Origin of the sequence: Streptomyces flavidovirens DSM 40150, from assembly GCF_000429085.1 — a bacterium.
GTDB lineage: Bacteria > Actinomycetota > Actinomycetes > Streptomycetales > Streptomycetaceae > Streptomyces > Streptomyces flavidovirens.
Genome location: NZ_AUBE01000015.1, coordinates 50,648 through 68,469, shown reverse-complemented (window position 1 = coordinate 68,469; position 17,822 = coordinate 50,648). Strand labels below are relative to the sequence as shown.

Annotated in this window: 13 protein-coding genes; 10 read left to right on the top strand and 3 right to left on the bottom strand. The window is 69.8% G+C overall.

What is annotated here, in order from left to right; translation table 11 throughout:
- Positions 1-57 precede the first annotated feature (57 nt).
- From G412_RS0120925 to serA, 6 genes are all read left to right on the top strand, one after another.
- Entirely contained in the window at positions 58-996 is a 939-nt protein-coding gene (locus G412_RS0120925) for a 2-hydroxyacid dehydrogenase (RefSeq protein ID WP_028813781.1), read from the top strand.
- Positions 997-1,332: 336 nt separating this feature from the next.
- On the top strand, positions 1,333-4,242 hold the full coding sequence (locus G412_RS0120920) for a putative bifunctional diguanylate cyclase/phosphodiesterase (RefSeq protein ID WP_028813780.1): 2,910 nt from the start codon (positions 1,333-1,335) through the stop codon (positions 4,240-4,242).
- Positions 4,243-4,447: 205 nt separating this feature from the next.
- Entirely contained in the window at positions 4,448-6,307 is a 1,860-nt protein-coding gene (locus tag G412_RS0120915) for an acetolactate synthase large subunit (protein WP_028813779.1), read from the top strand.
- Between the two features lie 26 nt (positions 6,308-6,333).
- Positions 6,334-6,861 (top strand): acetolactate synthase small subunit, encoded by a 528-nt coding sequence (ilvN, locus tag G412_RS0120910; protein ID WP_028813778.1) that lies wholly within the window; start codon positions 6,334-6,336, stop codon positions 6,859-6,861.
- A gap of 136 nt (positions 6,862-6,997) precedes the next feature.
- Positions 6,998-7,999, top strand: coding sequence for a ketol-acid reductoisomerase (gene ilvC / locus G412_RS0120905; RefSeq protein ID WP_028813777.1), 1,002 nt, complete (start codon positions 6,998-7,000; stop codon positions 7,997-7,999).
- Between the two features lie 236 nt (positions 8,000-8,235).
- Positions 8,236-9,828: a phosphoglycerate dehydrogenase gene (gene serA, locus G412_RS0120900; RefSeq protein ID WP_028813776.1), complete on the top strand. Its 1,593-nt coding sequence runs from the start codon at positions 8,236-8,238 to the stop codon at positions 9,826-9,828.
- Positions 9,829-9,994: 166 nt separating this feature from the next.
- Here the strand turns inward: serA and G412_RS0120895 are convergent, their stop codons facing one another.
- Together G412_RS0120895 and G412_RS0120890 are read right to left on the bottom strand one after the other, a co-directional pair.
- Complete coding sequence (locus G412_RS0120895) at positions 9,995-10,582, bottom strand: peptidase inhibitor family I36 protein (RefSeq protein WP_244283144.1); 588 nt, start codon at positions 10,580-10,582, stop codon at positions 9,995-9,997.
- 320 nt (positions 10,583-10,902) lie between these two features.
- Positions 10,903-12,057, bottom strand: coding sequence for a PucR family transcriptional regulator (locus G412_RS0120890; protein WP_037649421.1), 1,155 nt, complete (start codon positions 12,055-12,057; stop codon positions 10,903-10,905).
- Positions 12,058-12,221: 164 nt separating this feature from the next.
- Between G412_RS0120890 and G412_RS0120885 the strand changes: the two genes are divergently transcribed.
- Both G412_RS0120885 and pruA read left to right on the top strand, forming a co-directional pair.
- Positions 12,222-13,148: a proline dehydrogenase family protein gene (locus G412_RS0120885; RefSeq protein WP_028813773.1), complete on the top strand. Its 927-nt coding sequence runs from the start codon at positions 12,222-12,224 to the stop codon at positions 13,146-13,148.
- 35 nt (positions 13,149-13,183) lie between these two features.
- Positions 13,184-14,815 (top strand): L-glutamate gamma-semialdehyde dehydrogenase, encoded by a 1,632-nt coding sequence (gene pruA / locus G412_RS0120880; RefSeq protein WP_028813772.1) that lies wholly within the window; start codon positions 13,184-13,186, stop codon positions 14,813-14,815.
- A gap of 117 nt (positions 14,816-14,932) precedes the next feature.
- Here the strand turns inward: pruA and G412_RS0120875 are convergent, their stop codons facing one another.
- Positions 14,933-15,772: a DUF1206 domain-containing protein gene (locus G412_RS0120875; protein ID WP_028813771.1), complete on the bottom strand. Its 840-nt coding sequence runs from the start codon at positions 15,770-15,772 to the stop codon at positions 14,933-14,935.
- 165 nt (positions 15,773-15,937) lie between these two features.
- On the opposite strand from G412_RS0120875, the gene G412_RS0120870 reads away from it, so the two are divergent.
- Positions 15,938-16,996, top strand: a complete 1,059-nt coding sequence (locus G412_RS0120870) for a S1 family peptidase (protein WP_028813770.1) — start codon at positions 15,938-15,940, stop codon at positions 16,994-16,996.
- Positions 16,997-17,067: 71 nt separating this feature from the next.
- Complete coding sequence (locus G412_RS0120865; RefSeq protein ID WP_028813769.1) at positions 17,068-17,604, top strand: GNAT family N-acetyltransferase; 537 nt, start codon at positions 17,068-17,070, stop codon at positions 17,602-17,604.
- Positions 17,605-17,822: the final 218 nt, after the last annotated feature.

The window sequence follows — 17,822 nt, the reverse complement described above, 5'->3', positions numbered from 1 at the left end:
CTGCCGCTCCCCAAACTAACCTCTGCCTCGCACGCCCCTTCGCATAGCCTCCTGACCATGACTTCAGATGTATGGCTCCCCGTCCCCACCGACGGGATACAGGGTCTTCCCGAGGGATTCACCTACCGCTTCTGGGACGGTGGCCAGGGCTTTCCCGCCGATCCCGCCGACTGCGCCTTCTATGTCGTCCCGTACATGAAGGGCACCGAGATCGCGGTGCGCCCGCTCGCCGCGATGACGTCCGTACGCGCGGTCCAGACGCTCTCCGCAGGCATCGACCACGTCGAGCCCGGCCTCGGGGGCCTGCCCGCCGGCGTTCAGTTGTGCAACGCCCGAGGCGTCCACGAGGCCAGCACCGCCGAGCTGACCCTCGCACTGATCCTCGCCTCGCTGCGGGGCATCCCCGGCTTCGTGCACGGCCAGGACAAGGAGGAATGGCGGGCCGGTTTCTATCCCGCGCTGGCCGACAAGTCGGTCCTCATCGTCGGGTACGGCTCGATCGGCGCGGCCATCGAGGACCGGCTCACGCCGTTCGAGTGTGCGCGGGTGGCGCGCGTCGCGCGCTCTGCCCGTACAACGGAGCGCGGTCCGGTGCATCCACTGGCCGACCTGCCCGGACTGCTGCCCTCCGCCGATGTGGTGATCCTCTCCACCCCGCTCACCGAGGCGACGCAGGGCCTGGCGAACGCCGGCTTCCTGTCGCGGATGAAGGACGGGGCGCTGCTGGTCAACGTCTCGCGCGGCCCCGTCGTCGACACCAAGGCACTCCTCGCCGAACTCGAATCGGGCCGGCTCCGCGCCGCCCTCGACGTCACTGACCCGGAGCCCCTTCCCGCAGGCCACCCCTTGTGGCACGCGCCCGGCCTCCTCATCAGTCCCCACGTGGGCGGCAGCACTTCGGCCTTCATGCCGCGCGCCAAGCGCCTGATCGCCGGCCAGCTCACCCGCTTCGCCGCCGGGGAACCGCTGCACAACATCGTCCTCACCACGTCCTGAAAGGCCCGGCGAAAGACACCGCGAACACACTCCGAAGCCACCCGAATGCGCGGCGTGCCGACTGCATCCCTGCTGGTCACGCAGAGTAGAGGGAGTATGTCCCTGAGTGACTGGATTGGTGTATCGTCCGGACCAAGGGGCTGCGCCGCGCATTATCACGGCGCTGGGGAGCGACCGACTGTGAGGGGGGCGACGGGCGATGTACGGCGAATGGACCAAGGATCCGACGCGGCAAGGCCATCGGCGACCACCCTCCTGCGATCCGGCAGTCACACCGCAGCCGCGACCGCTCCTCGGACCTCCGGCGCCCGGAGTGCCACGCGTCAGGGCGGTCCGGTGAGCGCCCCCGGCGCGCTCCTCGCCCGGCAGCAGGTGCCCGGCGGCGGGGTGAGCCTGCTCTCGCAGCTCACCCTCACCCTGGTCTGCGGCGCCTACGCCGTCGGCTCGGCCCTCGGCTGGGGCTCTGCTGAAGTCGCACTGATCATGGGCGACTTCGGCCTCGCCGCCGCCGCCGGGGTCGCAGCGGTCTCCTGTTTCGTCTACGCACGCGCGCGTGAGAGCCGCTTTCGACCCGCCTGGCTGCTGTTCGCGGTCTCCTCCGCGATGGCGGCCTGCGGGAACGCCGTGTGGGGCTGGTACGAAGTGGTGCTGGACCGCGAGGTTCCCTCGCCGTCCCTGGCCGACCTCTTCTTCCTCTGCTTCGGCCCGCCCGCCATCGTCGGCCTGCTGGTCCTCGCCAAGCGCCCCGTCACGCGCGCCGGCTGGGTCTGCCTCGCGCTCGACTCCTGGCTCATCGGCGGCTCACTGCTCACGCTCTCCTGGAGCCTCGCTCTCGCGCACACGGCGCACTTCCAGGCCGAGAGCACGGCCCACGCCGCGCTCTCCCTTGCGTACCCGCTGCTCGACATCGCGCTGGTCAGCATGGTGCTCGCCCTGCACTTCCGGCGCTCCAACGCCAACCGCACGGCGATCAACACCGCGATCGCGGCCCTCGCCACGACCGTGCTGTGCGACGCCCTGTTCACCTCGCCCCTGCTGCGCGAGAGCTACCGCTCGGGCCAGCTCCTCGACGCGGGCTGGTTCGCCGGCTCGCTGCTCCTCGCCTACGCGCCCTGGGGCGCGCGCCGCGCGGAGCAGTGGGGGGAGGGCGCGCCGTACAACCGGGGCACCCACGGCGCGGGCACGCGCCATGCGGCGGGCAGCCGCCCCATCGGCGGCTCACTGGCCGCCCTCACGCCGTACCTCGCCGCCGCCGTCTGCACGCTCGGCATCCTCTACAACGTCATCGAGGGCCGCCGCGTGGACCGCGTCGTGGTCCTCACCGGCTGCACGGTCGTGCTCGCACTGGTCGTACGCCAGGGCATCATGCTCGTCGACAACATCTCCCTCACCCAGGAACTGGCGCAGAAGGAGAACCACTTCCGCTCCCTGGTGCAGGGATCGAGCGACGTCATCATGATCGCCGCCCCCACCGGCATACTGCGTTACGTCAGCCCTGCCGCGTCCGGCGTCTACGGACGCGAGGCCGAGGATCTCATCGGATCCGAGCTCGCCTCGCTGATCCATGCGGAGGACCTGGGCAGAGTCGTCCACGAAGTACGCCGCTTTCTGGCCGCGCCTCCCGCCGAGGAGCCGACCACCCGCATCGAGTGCCGCTTCAAGTCGGGCACGGGGGAGTGGCTCAATGTCGAGTCCACCGTCAACCGGCACCAGGGCGGCCTGATCTTCAACTGCCGGGACGTGACCGAAAGAGTCCGCCTTCAGGCGCAGCTCCAGCACAACGCCGAACACGACCCGCTGACCGACCTGCCCAACCGCGCCCTGTTCACCGCGCGGGTCCGCCAGGCCCTCAGCGGCCGCCGCGTCGGCGATCCCGGCACGGCCGTGCTCTTCATCGACCTCGACGGCTTCAAGGCGGTGAACGACACCATCGGCCATCAGGCCGGCGACGAGCTGCTCATCCAGGCGGCCCGCCGCCTCCAGGAATCCGTACGCGCGGGCGACACCGCCGCCCGGCTCGGCGGCGACGAGTTCGCCGCACTGATCGTCGGCGAGGGCTCCAGGGACCAGGCAGCCCGCGAAAGCCAGGTCCACGAGATCGCCGACCGGCTGCGCCTCACGCTCTCCCAGCCGTACCGGATCGACGGCAACGAGGTGCGCGTCGCCGCGTCCATCGGCGTCGCCTTCGCCGAGCCCGGCATCAGCCCCACCGACCTCATGCGCAACGCCGACCTCGCCATGTACCGGGCGAAGGCGGCCGGAAAGGACCGGGTCGAGCTGTACGCGCCACAGATGCAGGCCGAGGTGGTCCGCAGGGGCGAACTGGCCACCCGGCTGCGCACCGCCCTCCACGACGGCGAGTTCGCGCTGCTCCACCAGCCGGTGGTGAGCCTGACCACCGGCGAGGTGGCCTCCGTCGCCGCCCAGGCCCGCTGGCGGTCCACCCAGGGCATCCTCTTCACGCCCGCCGAGTTCCTGCGGGTGGCCGAGACCGGCGAGGCTCAGGAAGGTGCCCGCACCGCCGAGCTGGGGCGCTGGCTCCTCGAGCAGGCGGTCGAGCAGGCGGCGGAGCGCAACCGGGCGGGTCACGACGCGCCCGTGACGGTCCGGCTCTCGGCTCGCAGACTGGTGGACAAGAGCTTGCCGCTCGGCTCCATCGAGGCCCTGCTCACCCGGCACGGCCTGCCCTCGGGCTCGCTCATCATCGAGCTGGCCGACAGCGACCCGCGGATCTCCTTCGATGAGCTCGAACGGCGCCTGGTGGCGCTGCGCAGGCTCGGGGTGCGGATCGCGCTGGACGGGTTCGGCAGCGGGTACGCCGCCATCAACGCGCTGCGCCGGCTCCCCATCGACGTACTGAAACTGGATCGCGGTCTGGTCGAGGGCGTTGTCGAGTCCGCCCGGCTGCACAAGATCACAAGCGGGCTGCTGCGCATCGCGTGCGACCTCGGGATGGAGTCCGTGGCGGACGGCGTGGACGTGCCGGAACAGGTGACGGCCCTGCGCGCCATGGGGTGTACGCACGGGCAGGGGATGGCCTTCTCCGGGCCGCTCGACGAGTACCGGCTGCGGCGGGCGCTGGTGCGCGGTGAGTTCCCCGTGCCGGGAGTGGCGGCGGCCCTGCCCGTTCTGGCGGGCGGGTCGTGTGGATCACTTCCCGTGCGCCATGTGGGCACGAACGGAAGCGAAACGATCACACGCCCTCCAATCCGCTCAAATAGTGAGACGCCCGTCCCACCTACTTGACAGGCACTGGCTGCCGGAGGGAGGGTCAGTGCCATGCGCACCCGAATTCTCGTACTTGGAAAGCGCGTCGGCTGAAGCAGAGCACGCACATGCAGCTCTGCGGACCGCACCGGCGCGCTCCCCTCGCTTGCCTCACGGCACGGGGGGTTTTTTGTTGCACTGGCACTTCCCAAACCCTCGTAAATCCCTCAGCTTCGAGAAGAGAATGCCGATGACCGAGCAGGCCTCCGGGGCCCACCATCCGCAGCCGCGGCCCCGCAACGGCGGACACCACGCCACCACTGTCGAGCACGTGACGGGCGCCCAGTCGCTCATCCGCTCCCTCGAGGAAGTGGGGGCCGACACGGTATTCGGCATTCCCGGCGGCGCCATCCTGCCGGCGTACGACCCGCTGATGGACTCCACGAAGGTCCGCCACGTCCTGGTCCGCCACGAGCAGGGGGCCGGCCACGCCGCGACCGGTTACGCGCAGGCCACCGGCAAGGTCGGCGTGTGCATGGCCACTTCGGGGCCCGGCGCCACGAACCTGGTCACGCCGATCGCCGACGCCCACATGGACTCCGTCCCCATGGTCGCGATCACCGGTCAGGTCGCCTCCAAGGCGATCGGCACCGACGCCTTCCAGGAGGCGGACATCGTCGGCATCACCATGCCGATCACCAAACACAACTTCCTGGTCACCAAGGCCGAGGACATCCCGCGCACCATCGCCGAGGCGTTCCACATCGCCTCGACGGGACGTCCGGGCCCGGTTCTGGTCGACATCGCCAAGGACGCCCTCCAGGCGAAGACCACCTTCAGCTGGCCGCCGAGCCACGACCTGCCCGGCTACCGCCCGGTCACCAAGCCGCACGCCAAGCAGATCCGCGAGGCCGCCAAGCTGATCGTCCAGGCCAAGCGACCCGTCCTGTACGTCGGCGGCGGCGTCATGAAGGCCAACGCGACCGCCGAGCTGAAGGTCCTGGCCGAGCTCACCGGCGCCCCCGTCACCACCACCCTGATGGCGCTGGGCTCCTTCCCCGACAGCCACCCGCTGCACGTGGGAATGCCGGGCATGCACGGTGCGGTCACCGCCGTCACCGCGCTGCAGCGGGCCGACCTGATCGTCGCCCTCGGAGCCCGCTTCGACGACCGCGTCACCGGCAAGCTGGACAGCTTCGCCCCGTACGCCAAGATCGTCCACGCCGACATCGACCCGGCGGAGATCGGCAAGAACCGCGCCGCGGACGTGCCGATCGTCGGTGACGCCCGCGAGGTCATCGCCGACCTCGTCCAGGCCGTCCAGGCCGAGCACACCGAGGGCAACACCGGTGACTACGCCGCCTGGTGGAACGACCTCAACCGCTGGCGCGACACCTACCCGCTCGGCTACGACCTGCCGGAGAACGGCCAGCTCTCCCCGCAGCAGGTCATCCAGCGCATCGGCCAGCTCGCCCCCGAGGGCACCATCTACGCCGCGGGCGTCGGCCAGCACCAGATGTGGGCCTCGCACTTCATCCAGTACGAGCAGCCCGCCACCTGGCTGAACTCCGGCGGCGCGGGGACGATGGGGTACGCCGTCCCGGCCGCCATGGGCGCCAAGGCCGGCATGCCGGACCGTACGGTCTGGGCCATCGACGGCGACGGCTGCTTCCAGATGACCAACCAGGAACTGACCACCTGCGCGCTCAACAACATCCCGATCAAGGTCGCCATCATCAACAACGGCGCGCTCGGGATGGTCCGCCAGTGGCAGACACTCTTCTACAACCAGCGCTACTCCAACACCGTGCTGCACAGCGGCCCGGACGCCGACGGCAAGCAGCCGAGCGCGGGCACCCGCATCCCGGACTTCGTGAAGCTGTCCGAGGCCATGGGCTGCCACGCGATCCGCTGTGAGGACCCGGCCGATCTCGACAAGGTCATCGCCGAGGCCAATGCCATCAACGACCGCCCGGTCGTGGTCGACTTCATCGTGCACGAGGACGCCATGGTCTGGCCGATGGTGGCCGCCGGCACCTCCAACGACGAGGTCATGGCCGCCCGCGGGGTGCGCCCCGACTTCGGCGACAACGAAGACGACTGAGCAGACGAGAGAGAGACTTAAAGCCAATGTCCAAGCACACCCTCTCCGTCCTGGTCGAGAACAAGCCGGGCGTCCTCGCCCGCATCACGGCCCTGTTCTCCCGCCGCGGGTTCAACATCGACTCCCTCGCGGTGGGCACCACCGAGCACCCCGAGATCTCGCGCATCACCATCGTGGTCAACGTGATCGAGGCCCTGCCGCTCGAACAGGTGACGAAGCAGCTGAACAAGCTCGTCAACGTCCTGAAGATCGTCGAACTCGAGCCCAGCGCCGCGATCCAGCGCGAACTCGTCCTGGTGAAGGTGCGGGCCGACAACGAGACGCGGTCGCAGATCGTCGAAATCGTCCAGCTTTTCCGCGCCAAGACCGTCGACGTCTCCCCGGAGGCCGTGACCATCGAGGCCACCGGCGGCGCCGACAAGCTCGAAGCGATGCTCAAGATGCTGGAGCAGTTCGGCATCAAGGAGCTCGTCCAGTCCGGGACGATCGCCATAGGGCGCGGCTCCCGGTCGATCACGGACCGCAGCCTGCGGGCCCTCGACCGCTCGGCCTGACCCGGCTGCTCGCATAGCGCTGTGACACCTGCTCGCATAGCGCCGTGACATCTGCTCGCATAGCGAGACCCAAAAACTTTCATTCCGCACCCCGCCGTACGGTGGGACGCACAACCAGCACACAAGGAGAAACCCAGTGGCCGAGCTGTTCTACGACGACGATGCCGACCTGTCCATCATCCAGGGCCGCAAGGTCGCGGTGATCGGCTACGGCAGCCAGGGCCACGCCCACGCGCTGTCGCTCCGTGACTCGGGTGTCGACGTCCGCGTCGGTCTGCACGAGGGCTCCAAGTCCAAGGCGAAGGCCGAGGAGCAGGGCCTGCGCGTGGTCACTCCGGCGCAGGCCGCCGAAGAGGCCGACGTCATCATGATCCTGATCCCGGACCCGATCCAGGCCCAGGTCTACGAGGAGTCCGTCAAGGACAACCTGAAGGACGGCGACGCGCTGTTCTTCGCCCACGGCTTCAACGTCCGCTTCGGCTTCATCAAGGCCCCGGCCGGTGTCGACGTCGCGCTCGTCGCCCCCAAGGGTCCGGGCCACCTGGTCCGCCGTCAGTACGAGGAAGGCCGCGGCGTTCCGGCGATCGCCGCCGTCGAGCAGGACGCGACCGGCAACGCCTTCGCGCTGGCGCTCTCGTACGCCAAGGCCATCGGCGGCACCCGCGCGGGCGTCATCAAGACGACCTTCACCGAGGAGACCGAGACCGACCTGTTCGGTGAGCAGGCCGTGCTCTGCGGCGGTGCGTCGGCGCTCGTGAAGGCTGGCTTCGAGACCCTGGTCGAGGCCGGTTACCAGCCGGAGATCGCGTACTTCGAGTGCCTCCACGAGCTGAAGCTGATCGTGGACCTCATGTACGAGGGCGGCCTGGAGAAGATGCGCTGGTCGGTCTCCGAGACCGCCGAGTGGGGCGACTACGTCACCGGCCCGCGCATCATCACGGACCAGACCAAGGCCGAGATGAAGAAGGTCCTCGCCGAGATCCAGGACGGCACGTTCGCCAAGAACTGGATGGACGAGTACCACGGCGGTCTGAAGAAGTACAACGAGTACAAGACGCAGGACTCCGAGCACCTGCTGGAGACCACCGGCAAGGAGCTCCGTAAGCTCATGAGCTGGGTCGACAACGACGAGGCGTAAGTCTCGAAGGGGGGCCGCGGCGTATCGCCGCGGCCCTTCGCGCACAACTGGACAGAACGTCCAGCCACGGACGGGTGATGCTTCCGTTGAGGCGGAAGACCACCTGCCCCGCGCCACTAGACTGCTTCTTACATAACGCGTCAGGCCCACAGCGTCGTGCGTCTTCCACGCGGCTAGCCCCTCCACCGCCTGCGGCCGTCGGGACGGCCGTCCGCAAAGGACCAGTGAGGACTCACGTGAGCTCGAAACCTGTCGTACTCATCGCTGAAGAGCTGTCGCCCGCCACAGTCGACGCCCTGGGCCCGGACTTCGAAATCCGGCACTGCAACGGCGCCGATCGGGCAGAGCTGCTGCCGGCCATCGCCGACGTGGACGCGATTCTTGTCCGCTCCGCCACCAAGGTCGACGCCGAGGCCATCGCCGCGGCCAAGAAGCTCCGCGTCGTCGCCCGTGCCGGTGTCGGCCTCGACAACGTCGACGTCTCCGCCGCCACCAAGGCCGGCGTCATGGTCGTCAACGCCCCGACGTCCAACATCGTCACCGCCGCCGAGCTCGCCTGCGGCCTGCTCGTCGCCACCGCGCGCAACATCCCGCAGGCCAACACCGCCCTGAAGAACGGCGAGTGGAAGCGCTCGAAGTACACGGGCGTCGAGCTGAGCGAGAAGACCCTGGGCGTCGTCGGCCTCGGCCGCATCGGTGTCCTGGTCGCGCAGCGCATGTCGGCCTTCGGCATGAAGATCGTCGCGTACGACCCCTACGTGCAGCCCGCGCGCGCCGCCCAGATGGGCGTCAAGCTGCTCTCGCTCGACGAGCTGCTCGCGGTGTCCGACTTCATCACCGTGCACCTCCCCAAGACCCCCGAGACGCTCGGCCTCATCGGCGACGAGGCGCTGCACAAGGTCAAGCCCGAGGTCCGGATCGTCAACGCCGCCCGTGGTGGCATCGTCGACGAGGAGGCGCTGTACTCCGCCCTCAAGGAGGGCCGGGTCGCCGGCGCGGGCCTCGACGTGTACACGAAGGAGCCCTGCACCGACTCCCCGCTGTTCGAGCTCGACCAGGTCGTCTGCACGCCGCACCTCGGCGCCTCCACCGACGAGGCGCAGGAGAAGGCGGGCATCGCGGTCGCCAAGTCCGTGCGCCTCGCGCTCGCCGGTGAGCTCGTGCCGGACGCGGTCAACGTCCAGGGTGGTGTCATCGCCGAGGACGTACGCCCCGGTCTGCCGCTCGCCGAGAAGCTCGGCCGGATGTTCACCGCGCTCGCGGGCGAGGTCGCGGTGCGACTCGACGTCGAGGTGTACGGCGAGATCACGCAGTACGACGTCAAGGTGCTCGAACTGTCCGCCCTGAAGGGCGTGTTCGAGGACGTCGTCGACGAGACCGTGAGTTACGTCAACGCGCCGCTCTTCGCGCAGGAGCGTGGCGTGGAGGTCCGCCTCACGACGAGCTCGGAGTCCCCGGACCACAAGAACGTCGTCACCGTGCGCGGCACGCTCTCCGGCGGCGACGAGGTCTCGGTCTCCGGCACGCTGTCGGGCCCCAAGCACCTCCAGAAGATCGTCGGCATCGGCGAGCACGACATCGACCTGACGTTGGCCGACCACATGGTCGTCCTGCGCTACCAGGACCGTCCCGGTGTCGTCGGTACGGTCGGCCGCATCCTCGGTGAGGGCGGCCTCAACATCGCGGGCATGCAGGTCTCGCGTGCGGACCAGGGCGGCGAGGCGCTGGCCGTTCTCTCCGTGGACGACACGGTTCCGCCGGCGGTCCTCTCCGAGATCGCCGACGAGATCGGCGCGGCCTCGGCCCGCTTCGTGAACCTGGCCGACTGACCCGGCTCGTTTCTCCTGCCCGTGCCCGGAACGCACGGATGCCTCGTACGAAGAAGGTGTACGAGACATCCGCGTTCCGGGCACGGTGCTGTCCGGTCCGCACGTCCCTGCCAGGGGGGCGAAGGAAGGGCAGCGGGAGACCGGAGGGGCGCTCAGCCGTCAGTCGTCAGCACACCCACAGGCCGTCTGCCTTGTCGTTGTTGGCGTTGCCGACGTAGGAACTGGACGACGGGGCGGTGGACGTCCACAGGCGGACCCAGGAACTGCCCGACCAGTTGTAGACATGAGTCTGGGTGCCCCGCGTCTGGTTGTTGTGCCAGGACGTCGTCTTGTCGTTGAAGCCCCAGTTGGCGAGGTTCTCGAAGTTGCAGTCCGACCAGGTCAGGCGGCGGCCTTCGAAGTTCCGGTGCTCGTAGAGACACGTCCAGGCGTAGCTGCAGTTCGGCGTTCCGAGGGTGCCGACGGGCTCGTTGACGGTGCGGGCCCGCTTCTCACCCGGTAACGGGAACGTCATGACGGCCTTGCCGCCGCGCCAGGCGACCTGATTGACGCCGATCTGCCGGCCACCGGGCGTGGTGGCGAGCTGCTTGTCGATCTGCTTCTGGAGTCCCGCGGCCTCGCTCTTGCTCAGCCCGGCCTGCTTCACCTCGGACGCGATCTTGGATTCGAGCGTGGCCGACGCGGAGGTCGGGCCGGCCAGGCCCAGAACTGCCATCGCTCCCGCTGTGGTGGTGACGGCGAGCTTGGTTCTCATGCGCATAGGAAGTGCGTTCCCTTCGCTCACGTCGCTCCGGGCTGTCCGGAGCGACGCAAACGCTAGTGACGCGGCCGGTGAGCCTCCAGAGGCTTTCTGGCCGTACGCCCCCTTGTGCGGCGCACGTCACGGTCGCCGGGGGCGGCGGCGACGTGGTCGCGCGCAGGGCCGCAGGTCGCGGGGCGGTTCGCCGTGTCCGGCGAGGGGCGGCGCTGTGCGGAGCCGGTTCCTCCGGAGCCGCCCGCCGGCGCTGCTTGATGCCCACAGCGCCCGTAATGAGTCAAGTCATGATTGACACGCGCATCGGGCGGCGCCGGACGTCACAGACGGGCGGCCTTGAGGGACATGTGGAGCAGCAGCCGGTCCTCGCCGTCGTGGAGGTCGAGACCGGTGAGCTGTTCCACACGGGACAGGCGGTAGTAGAGCGTCTGGCGGTGGATGTTCAGGGCGCTCGCGGTGCGGCCCGCCTGGCCGGCGCAGTCCAGGAAAGCCTCCGCCGTGCGGGCCAGTTCGGCGTGCGCGGGTTCGAGCAGGGGGCGTACGGCGGGGTCCACCGGGTGGCCGGGCCCGCTGTCGGGGAGCGCGGCCAGCAGGCGGTACGGACCGATGCCCGACCACTGGGCGACCGGGCCCAGGTGGGGGCGGGCCAGGGCCGCCCGCGCGGCGGCGGAAGCCTCGCGCCATGCGCCCGGCAGGTCGTCCAGTGCCGGTACGGGGTTGCCGATGCCGACGACCGGGCCGGCTGACGTGAGCAGGTTGGCGGCTGCCTGGTGAGCGGGGGAGAGGTCGTCCCGCGTACGGATCCTGATCAGGGCGGCGAGGCGCGGCCCGGCCGGGCCCGGCACCGGCAGGAGGCACACCGCGGCCGCCCCCGGCACCGTACGTACACCCGGCGCGGGATCCGTCCAGGGGGCGACGCACAGCAGGGCGTACGGTCCCGAGTCGCCCAGCGCCGCACCCAGCGAGGCCAGCGCGGCGGAGCGGCTGTCGGGGGAGTCCGAGGTGAGCAGGGTCAGCAGGTGGGGGCCGAGGTCGGCGCGGGCGCGGGCCTCGTCGGCGAGCAGCTCGCCGATCCTGGCGCAGACCGCCATCGCCGAGGCGGGGACGGGCCCGGGCGGACCGCCCTCCCCGGCGAGCAGCCACACGTACCCGTGGACGATGTCCCGATGCCGTACGGGAAGGCAGAGCCGGCCGCGCAGCACGCCCGCGGCGGGGTCGGCGGGGATGTACACCGGCGCTTCCGCGGTCGCGATGCCGAACTTCTCGAACCAGGCGCGCACCTCGGCCGTCGAGCGGCGGGTGAGGATGGAGCGCGTACGGACGGGGTCCAGGGTGGTTTCGTCGAAACCGCTGCCGCTGTCGTGCGCGCCGAATGCGATCAGGCGGAAATCACGGTCCTCCAGCGTCGCGGGGGCGCCGAGCAACGCCGAGATCTCGTCGACCAGGTCCTGGTAATCGCCTTTCACGTTCCCCATTCTCGCATCCCTTCAGACACCTGTATGAGATACGGGACACGGATGCGTGACACGTGTCGATGGCTGGCCGGGCGAGCGATCCTTAGATTTCACGGTGGTTATCCGTGCCGTGACGATTTTCCCTGGTCGCGGCCCCCTTCAAGCCTTTTCCGTGGAGGTGCCCCGTGCTGGGTCCCGTGATCCTCGCCGCTTCGCGCAGCGACAGAATGCGCCGCTTCGTGTCGGCTGCGCCGGGCACCAAGCAGGTCGTCGGCCGGTTCATCGCCGGTGAGACGGTCGAGCAGGTCATCCCGATCGTCCAGGACGCCGCCGACAAGGGGCTGGAAGTGACCCTGGACGTCGTGGGCGAGGACATCACCACTCGCGAGCAGGCCTTCGCCGCCCGTGACGCGTATCTGGACCTGGTCGAGCACCTCAAGGGCCTGGGCCTCGGCGAGCGGGCCGAGATGTCGGTGAAGCTGTCGATGTTCGGCCAGGCACTGGAGGGCGGCCACGAGCTGGCGCTCGCCAACGTCCGGCCGGTCGTCGAGGCCGCCGCCGCGATCGGCACCACGGTCACGCTCGACGCCGAGGACCACACCACGCTCGACTCGATGTTCGCCATCCACGAGGAGCTGCGGAAGGACTTTCCGCAGACCGGCTGTGTGATCCAGGCGTACCTGTTCCGCACCGAGGACGACGCGCGCCGTCTGTCCGGGGCCGGCAGCCGCGTCCGTATCGTCAAGGGCGCCTACAAGGAGCCCGCCGGCGTCGCGTTCCAGGACCGGGCCGAGATCGACAAGGCGTACGTCCGGATCCTCAAGATCCTGATGGCGGGTGACGGCTACCCGATGATCGGGTCCCACGACCCGCGACTGATTGCCATCAGCCAGGAGCTCGCCCGGCGCGCAGGGCGCAAACTGGATGAGTACGAGTTCCAGATGCTGTACGGGATCCGCAGCGAAGAGCACGTGCGGCTCGCGGCAGAGGGCCACCGGATGCGTGTGTACACCGCGTACGGCACCGACTGGTACGGCTACTTCATGCGGCGCCTCGCGGAGAAGCCGGCCAACCTGCTGTTCTTCGTCCGCTCGATGATCACCAAGAACTGACTCAACCCTCACGAAGACGAAGGAGTCAAGAACTCATGGACGCTGTGACCCAGGTCCCCGCGCCGGTCAACGAGCCGGTGCACACCTACGCGCCCGGTTCGCCGGAGCGCGCGCGTCTCGAAGTCAAGCTCAAGGAGCTGGCCGAGAACCCCATCGACCTCCCGATGACGATCAACGGTGAGAAGCGGATGGGCGGCGGCGAGCGTTTCGACGTCGTACAGCCGCACAACCACAAGGCCGTCCTCGGCACAGCCGCCCACGCCACGCAGGCGGACGCGCGGGACGCCATCGACGCCGCGCTGGCCGCCGCTCCGGCGTGGCGCGCCATGTCCTTCGACGACCGCGCCGCCATCATCCTGCGCGCCGCCGAGCTGCTGTCGGGCCCGTGGCGCGAGACGCTCGCCGCCTCGACCATGCTCGGTCAGTCGAAGACCGTCCAGCAGGCCGAGATCGACACCCCGTGCGAGCTCGTCGACTTCTGGCGCTTCAACGTCAAGTACGCCCGTGACCTGCTCGCCGAGCAGCCGCCGGCGAACTCGCCGGGCGTGTGGAACCGGCTGGACCACCGTCCGCTGGAGGGTTTCGTCTACGCGATCACGCCCTTCAACTTCACCGCCATCGCGGGCAACCTGCCGACCGCTCCCGCCCTGATGGGCAACGTCGTGGTCTGGAAGCCGTCCCCTACGCAGACGCACGCCGCCGTGCTGCTGATGCGGCTGCTGGAGGAGGCCGGGCTGCCCAAGGGCGTCATCAACCTGGTGACCGGCGACGGCATCGAGGTCTCCGAGGTCGCCCTCAACCACCGCGACCTGGCCGGAATCCACTTCACCGGCTCGACCAAGACCTTCCAGTACCTGTGGAAGACGGTCGGCAACAACATCGAGAAGTACCGCACGTACCCGCGCCTCGTCGGCGAGACGGGCGGCAAGGACTTCGTCGTCGCGCACCCGAGCGCCGACCGCGCCGTGCTGAAGACCGCGCTGACCCGTGGCTCGTTCGAGTTCCAGGGCCAGAAGTGCTCGGCGTCCTCGCGTGCGTACGTCCCGGCCTCGATCTGGAACGACGGCTTCAAGGAGGAGTTCGCGGCCGAGGTCGACGCCATCACCATGGGCGACGTCACCGACCTGTCGAACTTCATCGGCGCCGTCATCGACGAGCGTTCCTTCGCCAAGAACAAGGCCGCGATCGACCGCGCCGCCGCCGACCCGACGTGCACGATCGTCGCGGGCGGTACGTACGACGACTCGGTCGGCTACTTCGTCCGCCCGACGGTCATCGCGTGCTCGGACCCGGAGAACGAGGTCTTCACGACCGAGTACTTCGGCCCGATCCTCGCCGTCCACGTCTACGAGGACGAGAAGTACGACGCCATGCTGGAGCAGATGGAGTCGGCGTCCGACTACGCGCTGACCGGCGCCGTCATCTCGCGTGACCGCGCGGCGGCGGCGTACACGATGGACAAGCTGCGCTACGCCGCGGGCAACTTCTACATCAACGACAAGTCGACCGGCGCCGTCGTCGGCCAGCAGCCCTTCGGCGGCGGCCGCTCGTCCGGCACGAACGACAAGGCCGGCGCCCCCCAGAACCTCCAGCGCTGGACCCTGACCCGGGCCATCAAGGAGACCCTGGTCCCGCCGACCGACTACACCTACCCGCACCAGGGCTGACCGCCCCGCGGCGCATGGCCCCCGGCCGCGCGCCCCGCGAGACACCGCCCCCGTCCCGGCCCCCACGCCGGACGGGGGCGGTTTCGTGCGCCGCCACGTGCCGTGCGCGGCCGGGTGTCAGATCTTGCGCCAGCGGGCCATCGCGAACGAGAAGAGGCCGAACATGGCCAGGCCGACGGCTATCAGAACCAGCAGCCACGGACCCGCCGGTGTGTCGGAGAACGAGCGGAGGGTGTCGTCGATGCCCTTCGCCTTGTCCGGTTCGTAGTCGACCGCGGCCTTGACCGCGAAACCGCCGAGGACGGCGAAGACGGCGCCGCGCGCGACACCGCCCGCCACGCCGGTGACGTCGACGGCCTGGCGCGTACGGCCGCGCAGCTCGCCCATCTTGAGGTGTTTGTGGTACTTGCGCAGGACGGCGCGGCCCGCGATCCACAGGCCGGTGACCGCGATGGCCAGGCCGCCGATGCCTACGAGCCACTGGCCGCCGGGGAGTTCCATGGCCCTGGCCGTCACGTCCTCCGACTGCTTGTCGCTCGATCCGCTGCCGCTGCCGCCCGTGCCCGCCGCGAACGACAGCACGCTGTACGCCACGAAGCCGTAGAAGAGAAAACGCGCCAGAGAGAACAGGCGCTTGCGGGGCTTGTTGCCGTCGGGTCCGGCCGCGCCGAAACAGGCTTCGGAGAGCCGCCACAGCGCCATGCCCACCAGGGCGATGCCCAGGGCCCAGAGCAGGAACGCGCCGAGCGGCCGCGCGGCCACCTCCGTGAGCGCGCCGCCGCGGTCCGCCTCCTGGCCGCCGTCGCCGAACGCGATGCGCAGCGCCAGGACGCCGACCAGCAGGTAGAGCACCCCGCGTGCCACGAATCCCCAGCGCGCGGCGGCCTCCATGGCCGAGCTGTTCGAAGCCTGCCGTGCCCTGAGCTTGCCTCTTCTGCCGAGTGCCGCTGTGCCCATGTTCTCGCCTCCTTCGTCTGAGACCGTGTGCCCCGAAGCGGGCGCCGGAACCAGTGCGGGCATGTGACATGGCGTCAATGCGCTCTTGTGAATTGGCAATGAGCATGTCAAATTCCTCGGCAATGTCTCTGTTTCCCCACGGAGACCTGACTGAGGAGCCCCCCCATGAGACGCATGCTCCGAGCGCGCACAGCCCTGACCGCCCTCATAGCCGCCGGCGCGCTGGGCGCCGGCGCGACACCCGCCGGCGCCGGGACCACCGCCGAAGCCGCCGCCGCGGGCCCGGCGACGTACCGCCTCGACTCCAAGCTCTCCCAGCGCCTCGGCGACGACACCGCCGGCAGCTACATCGACCGCCGCACCGGCGCCCTCACCGTCACCGTCACCAGCGACCGCGCCGCAGAGCAGGTCCGCGCGGCGGGCGCCGTCGCGAAGCGTGTGGAGCGCGGTGCCGCGCGGCTGGAGGCGGCCATGGCGGCGCTGGAGTCCGGAGCGAAGATCACCGGTACGTCGTGGGGCATCGACCCGAGGACGAACCAGGTCAGCGTCGAGGCCGACCAGTCGGTGTCCGCACGGGAGCTGGCCCGGCTGAGGAAGGTCGCGGACGCGCAGGACGGGGCGGTGCGCATCTCGCGCGTACCGGGGACCTTCAAGCGCGAGGTGGCGGGCGGCGACGCGATCTACGGCGGCGGGTACCGCTGCTCGGCCGCGTTCAACGTCTCCAAGGGCACGACGCGTTACTTCGTGACGGCGGGCCACTGCACGAACGACGTCGCCAACTGGTCGGCCACGTCCGGCGGTCCGGTGATCGGCGTCCGTGAAAGAACCAGCTTCCCCACCAACGACTACGGCATCGTCCGTTACACGGACGGCTCGGCGCCCGCGGGCCATGTCAACCTCTACAACGGCAGTTACCAGGACATCGCGTCCGCCGCGAACGCCATCGTGGGCCAGGCCATCAGGAAGAGCGGCTCCACGACCAAGGTGACCAGCGGCACCGTCACCGCCGTGAACGTCACCGTCAACTACGGCGACGGCCCGGTCTACGGCATGGTCCCCACCACCGCCTGCTCGGCCGGCGGCGACAGCGGCGGCGCGCACTTCGCCGGCAGCGTCGCGCTCGGCATCCACTCGGGCAGCTCCGGCTGTACGGGAACCAATGGCTCCGCCATCCACCAGCCGGTCAAGGAAGCCCTGTCGGCGTACGGCGTGAACGTGTACTGAGCGCTCGTGTACTCAGCGCGCCGGGCCGTCACCCCTCCGCCGGGGGTGGCGGCCCTGACAGAGTGCGGTGCATGAATCGGATCCGTACCGCACACACCGCCGACCTCGACCCCGCCGCGCTCCGCGAGATCCGCGCCCTCCTGGACGCCGCCTTCGACGGCGACTTCGGTGCTGACGACTGGGACCACACCCTCGGCGGCATACACGCCCTCGTCCACGACGAGCACGGCCGCCTCGCCGCCCACGGCAGCGTCATCCAGCGCCGGGTCTTACACCGGGGCAGGTCGCTGCGCACCGGTTACGTCGAAGGGGTGGCCGTAAGGGAGGACCGCCGCAGGGAGGGGCTCGGCGGCCTGGTGATGGCGGCGCTGGAGCGGGTGATCGACCGGGCGTACGTCCTCGGGGCGCTCTCGGCGTCCGACGACGGAGCGGCGCTTTACGCGGGGCGTGGGTGGCTGGTGTGGCCCGGACGGATCGCCGCGCTCGGCCCCTCCGGCACCGTCCGCCTGCCCGACGAGGAGGGGACGACGTATCTGCGACCCGTGGACGGGCTCCCCGACGCGTCCGGCACCCTGTTCTTCGACTGGCGCGGCGGCGACGTGCTCTAGCGGGCCGCACCCCCCTGCGGCGGTGGTGACGGCGCATGGCCACGCGCTCGCGGAGGCGTGGTCATGATCGCGTCTCAGATAGTAGGAAGTCCGAGTAATTGTGGAGACAGACAGTCCGGCCTCGCTTAGCTTGGTAGGAGCCGAACGTCTCGCTCCATCAGCGAACGGCGGTCGTGAGCCCGTGCCCTATGCAGGTAACCCCTGCGGCACCTGCTCCC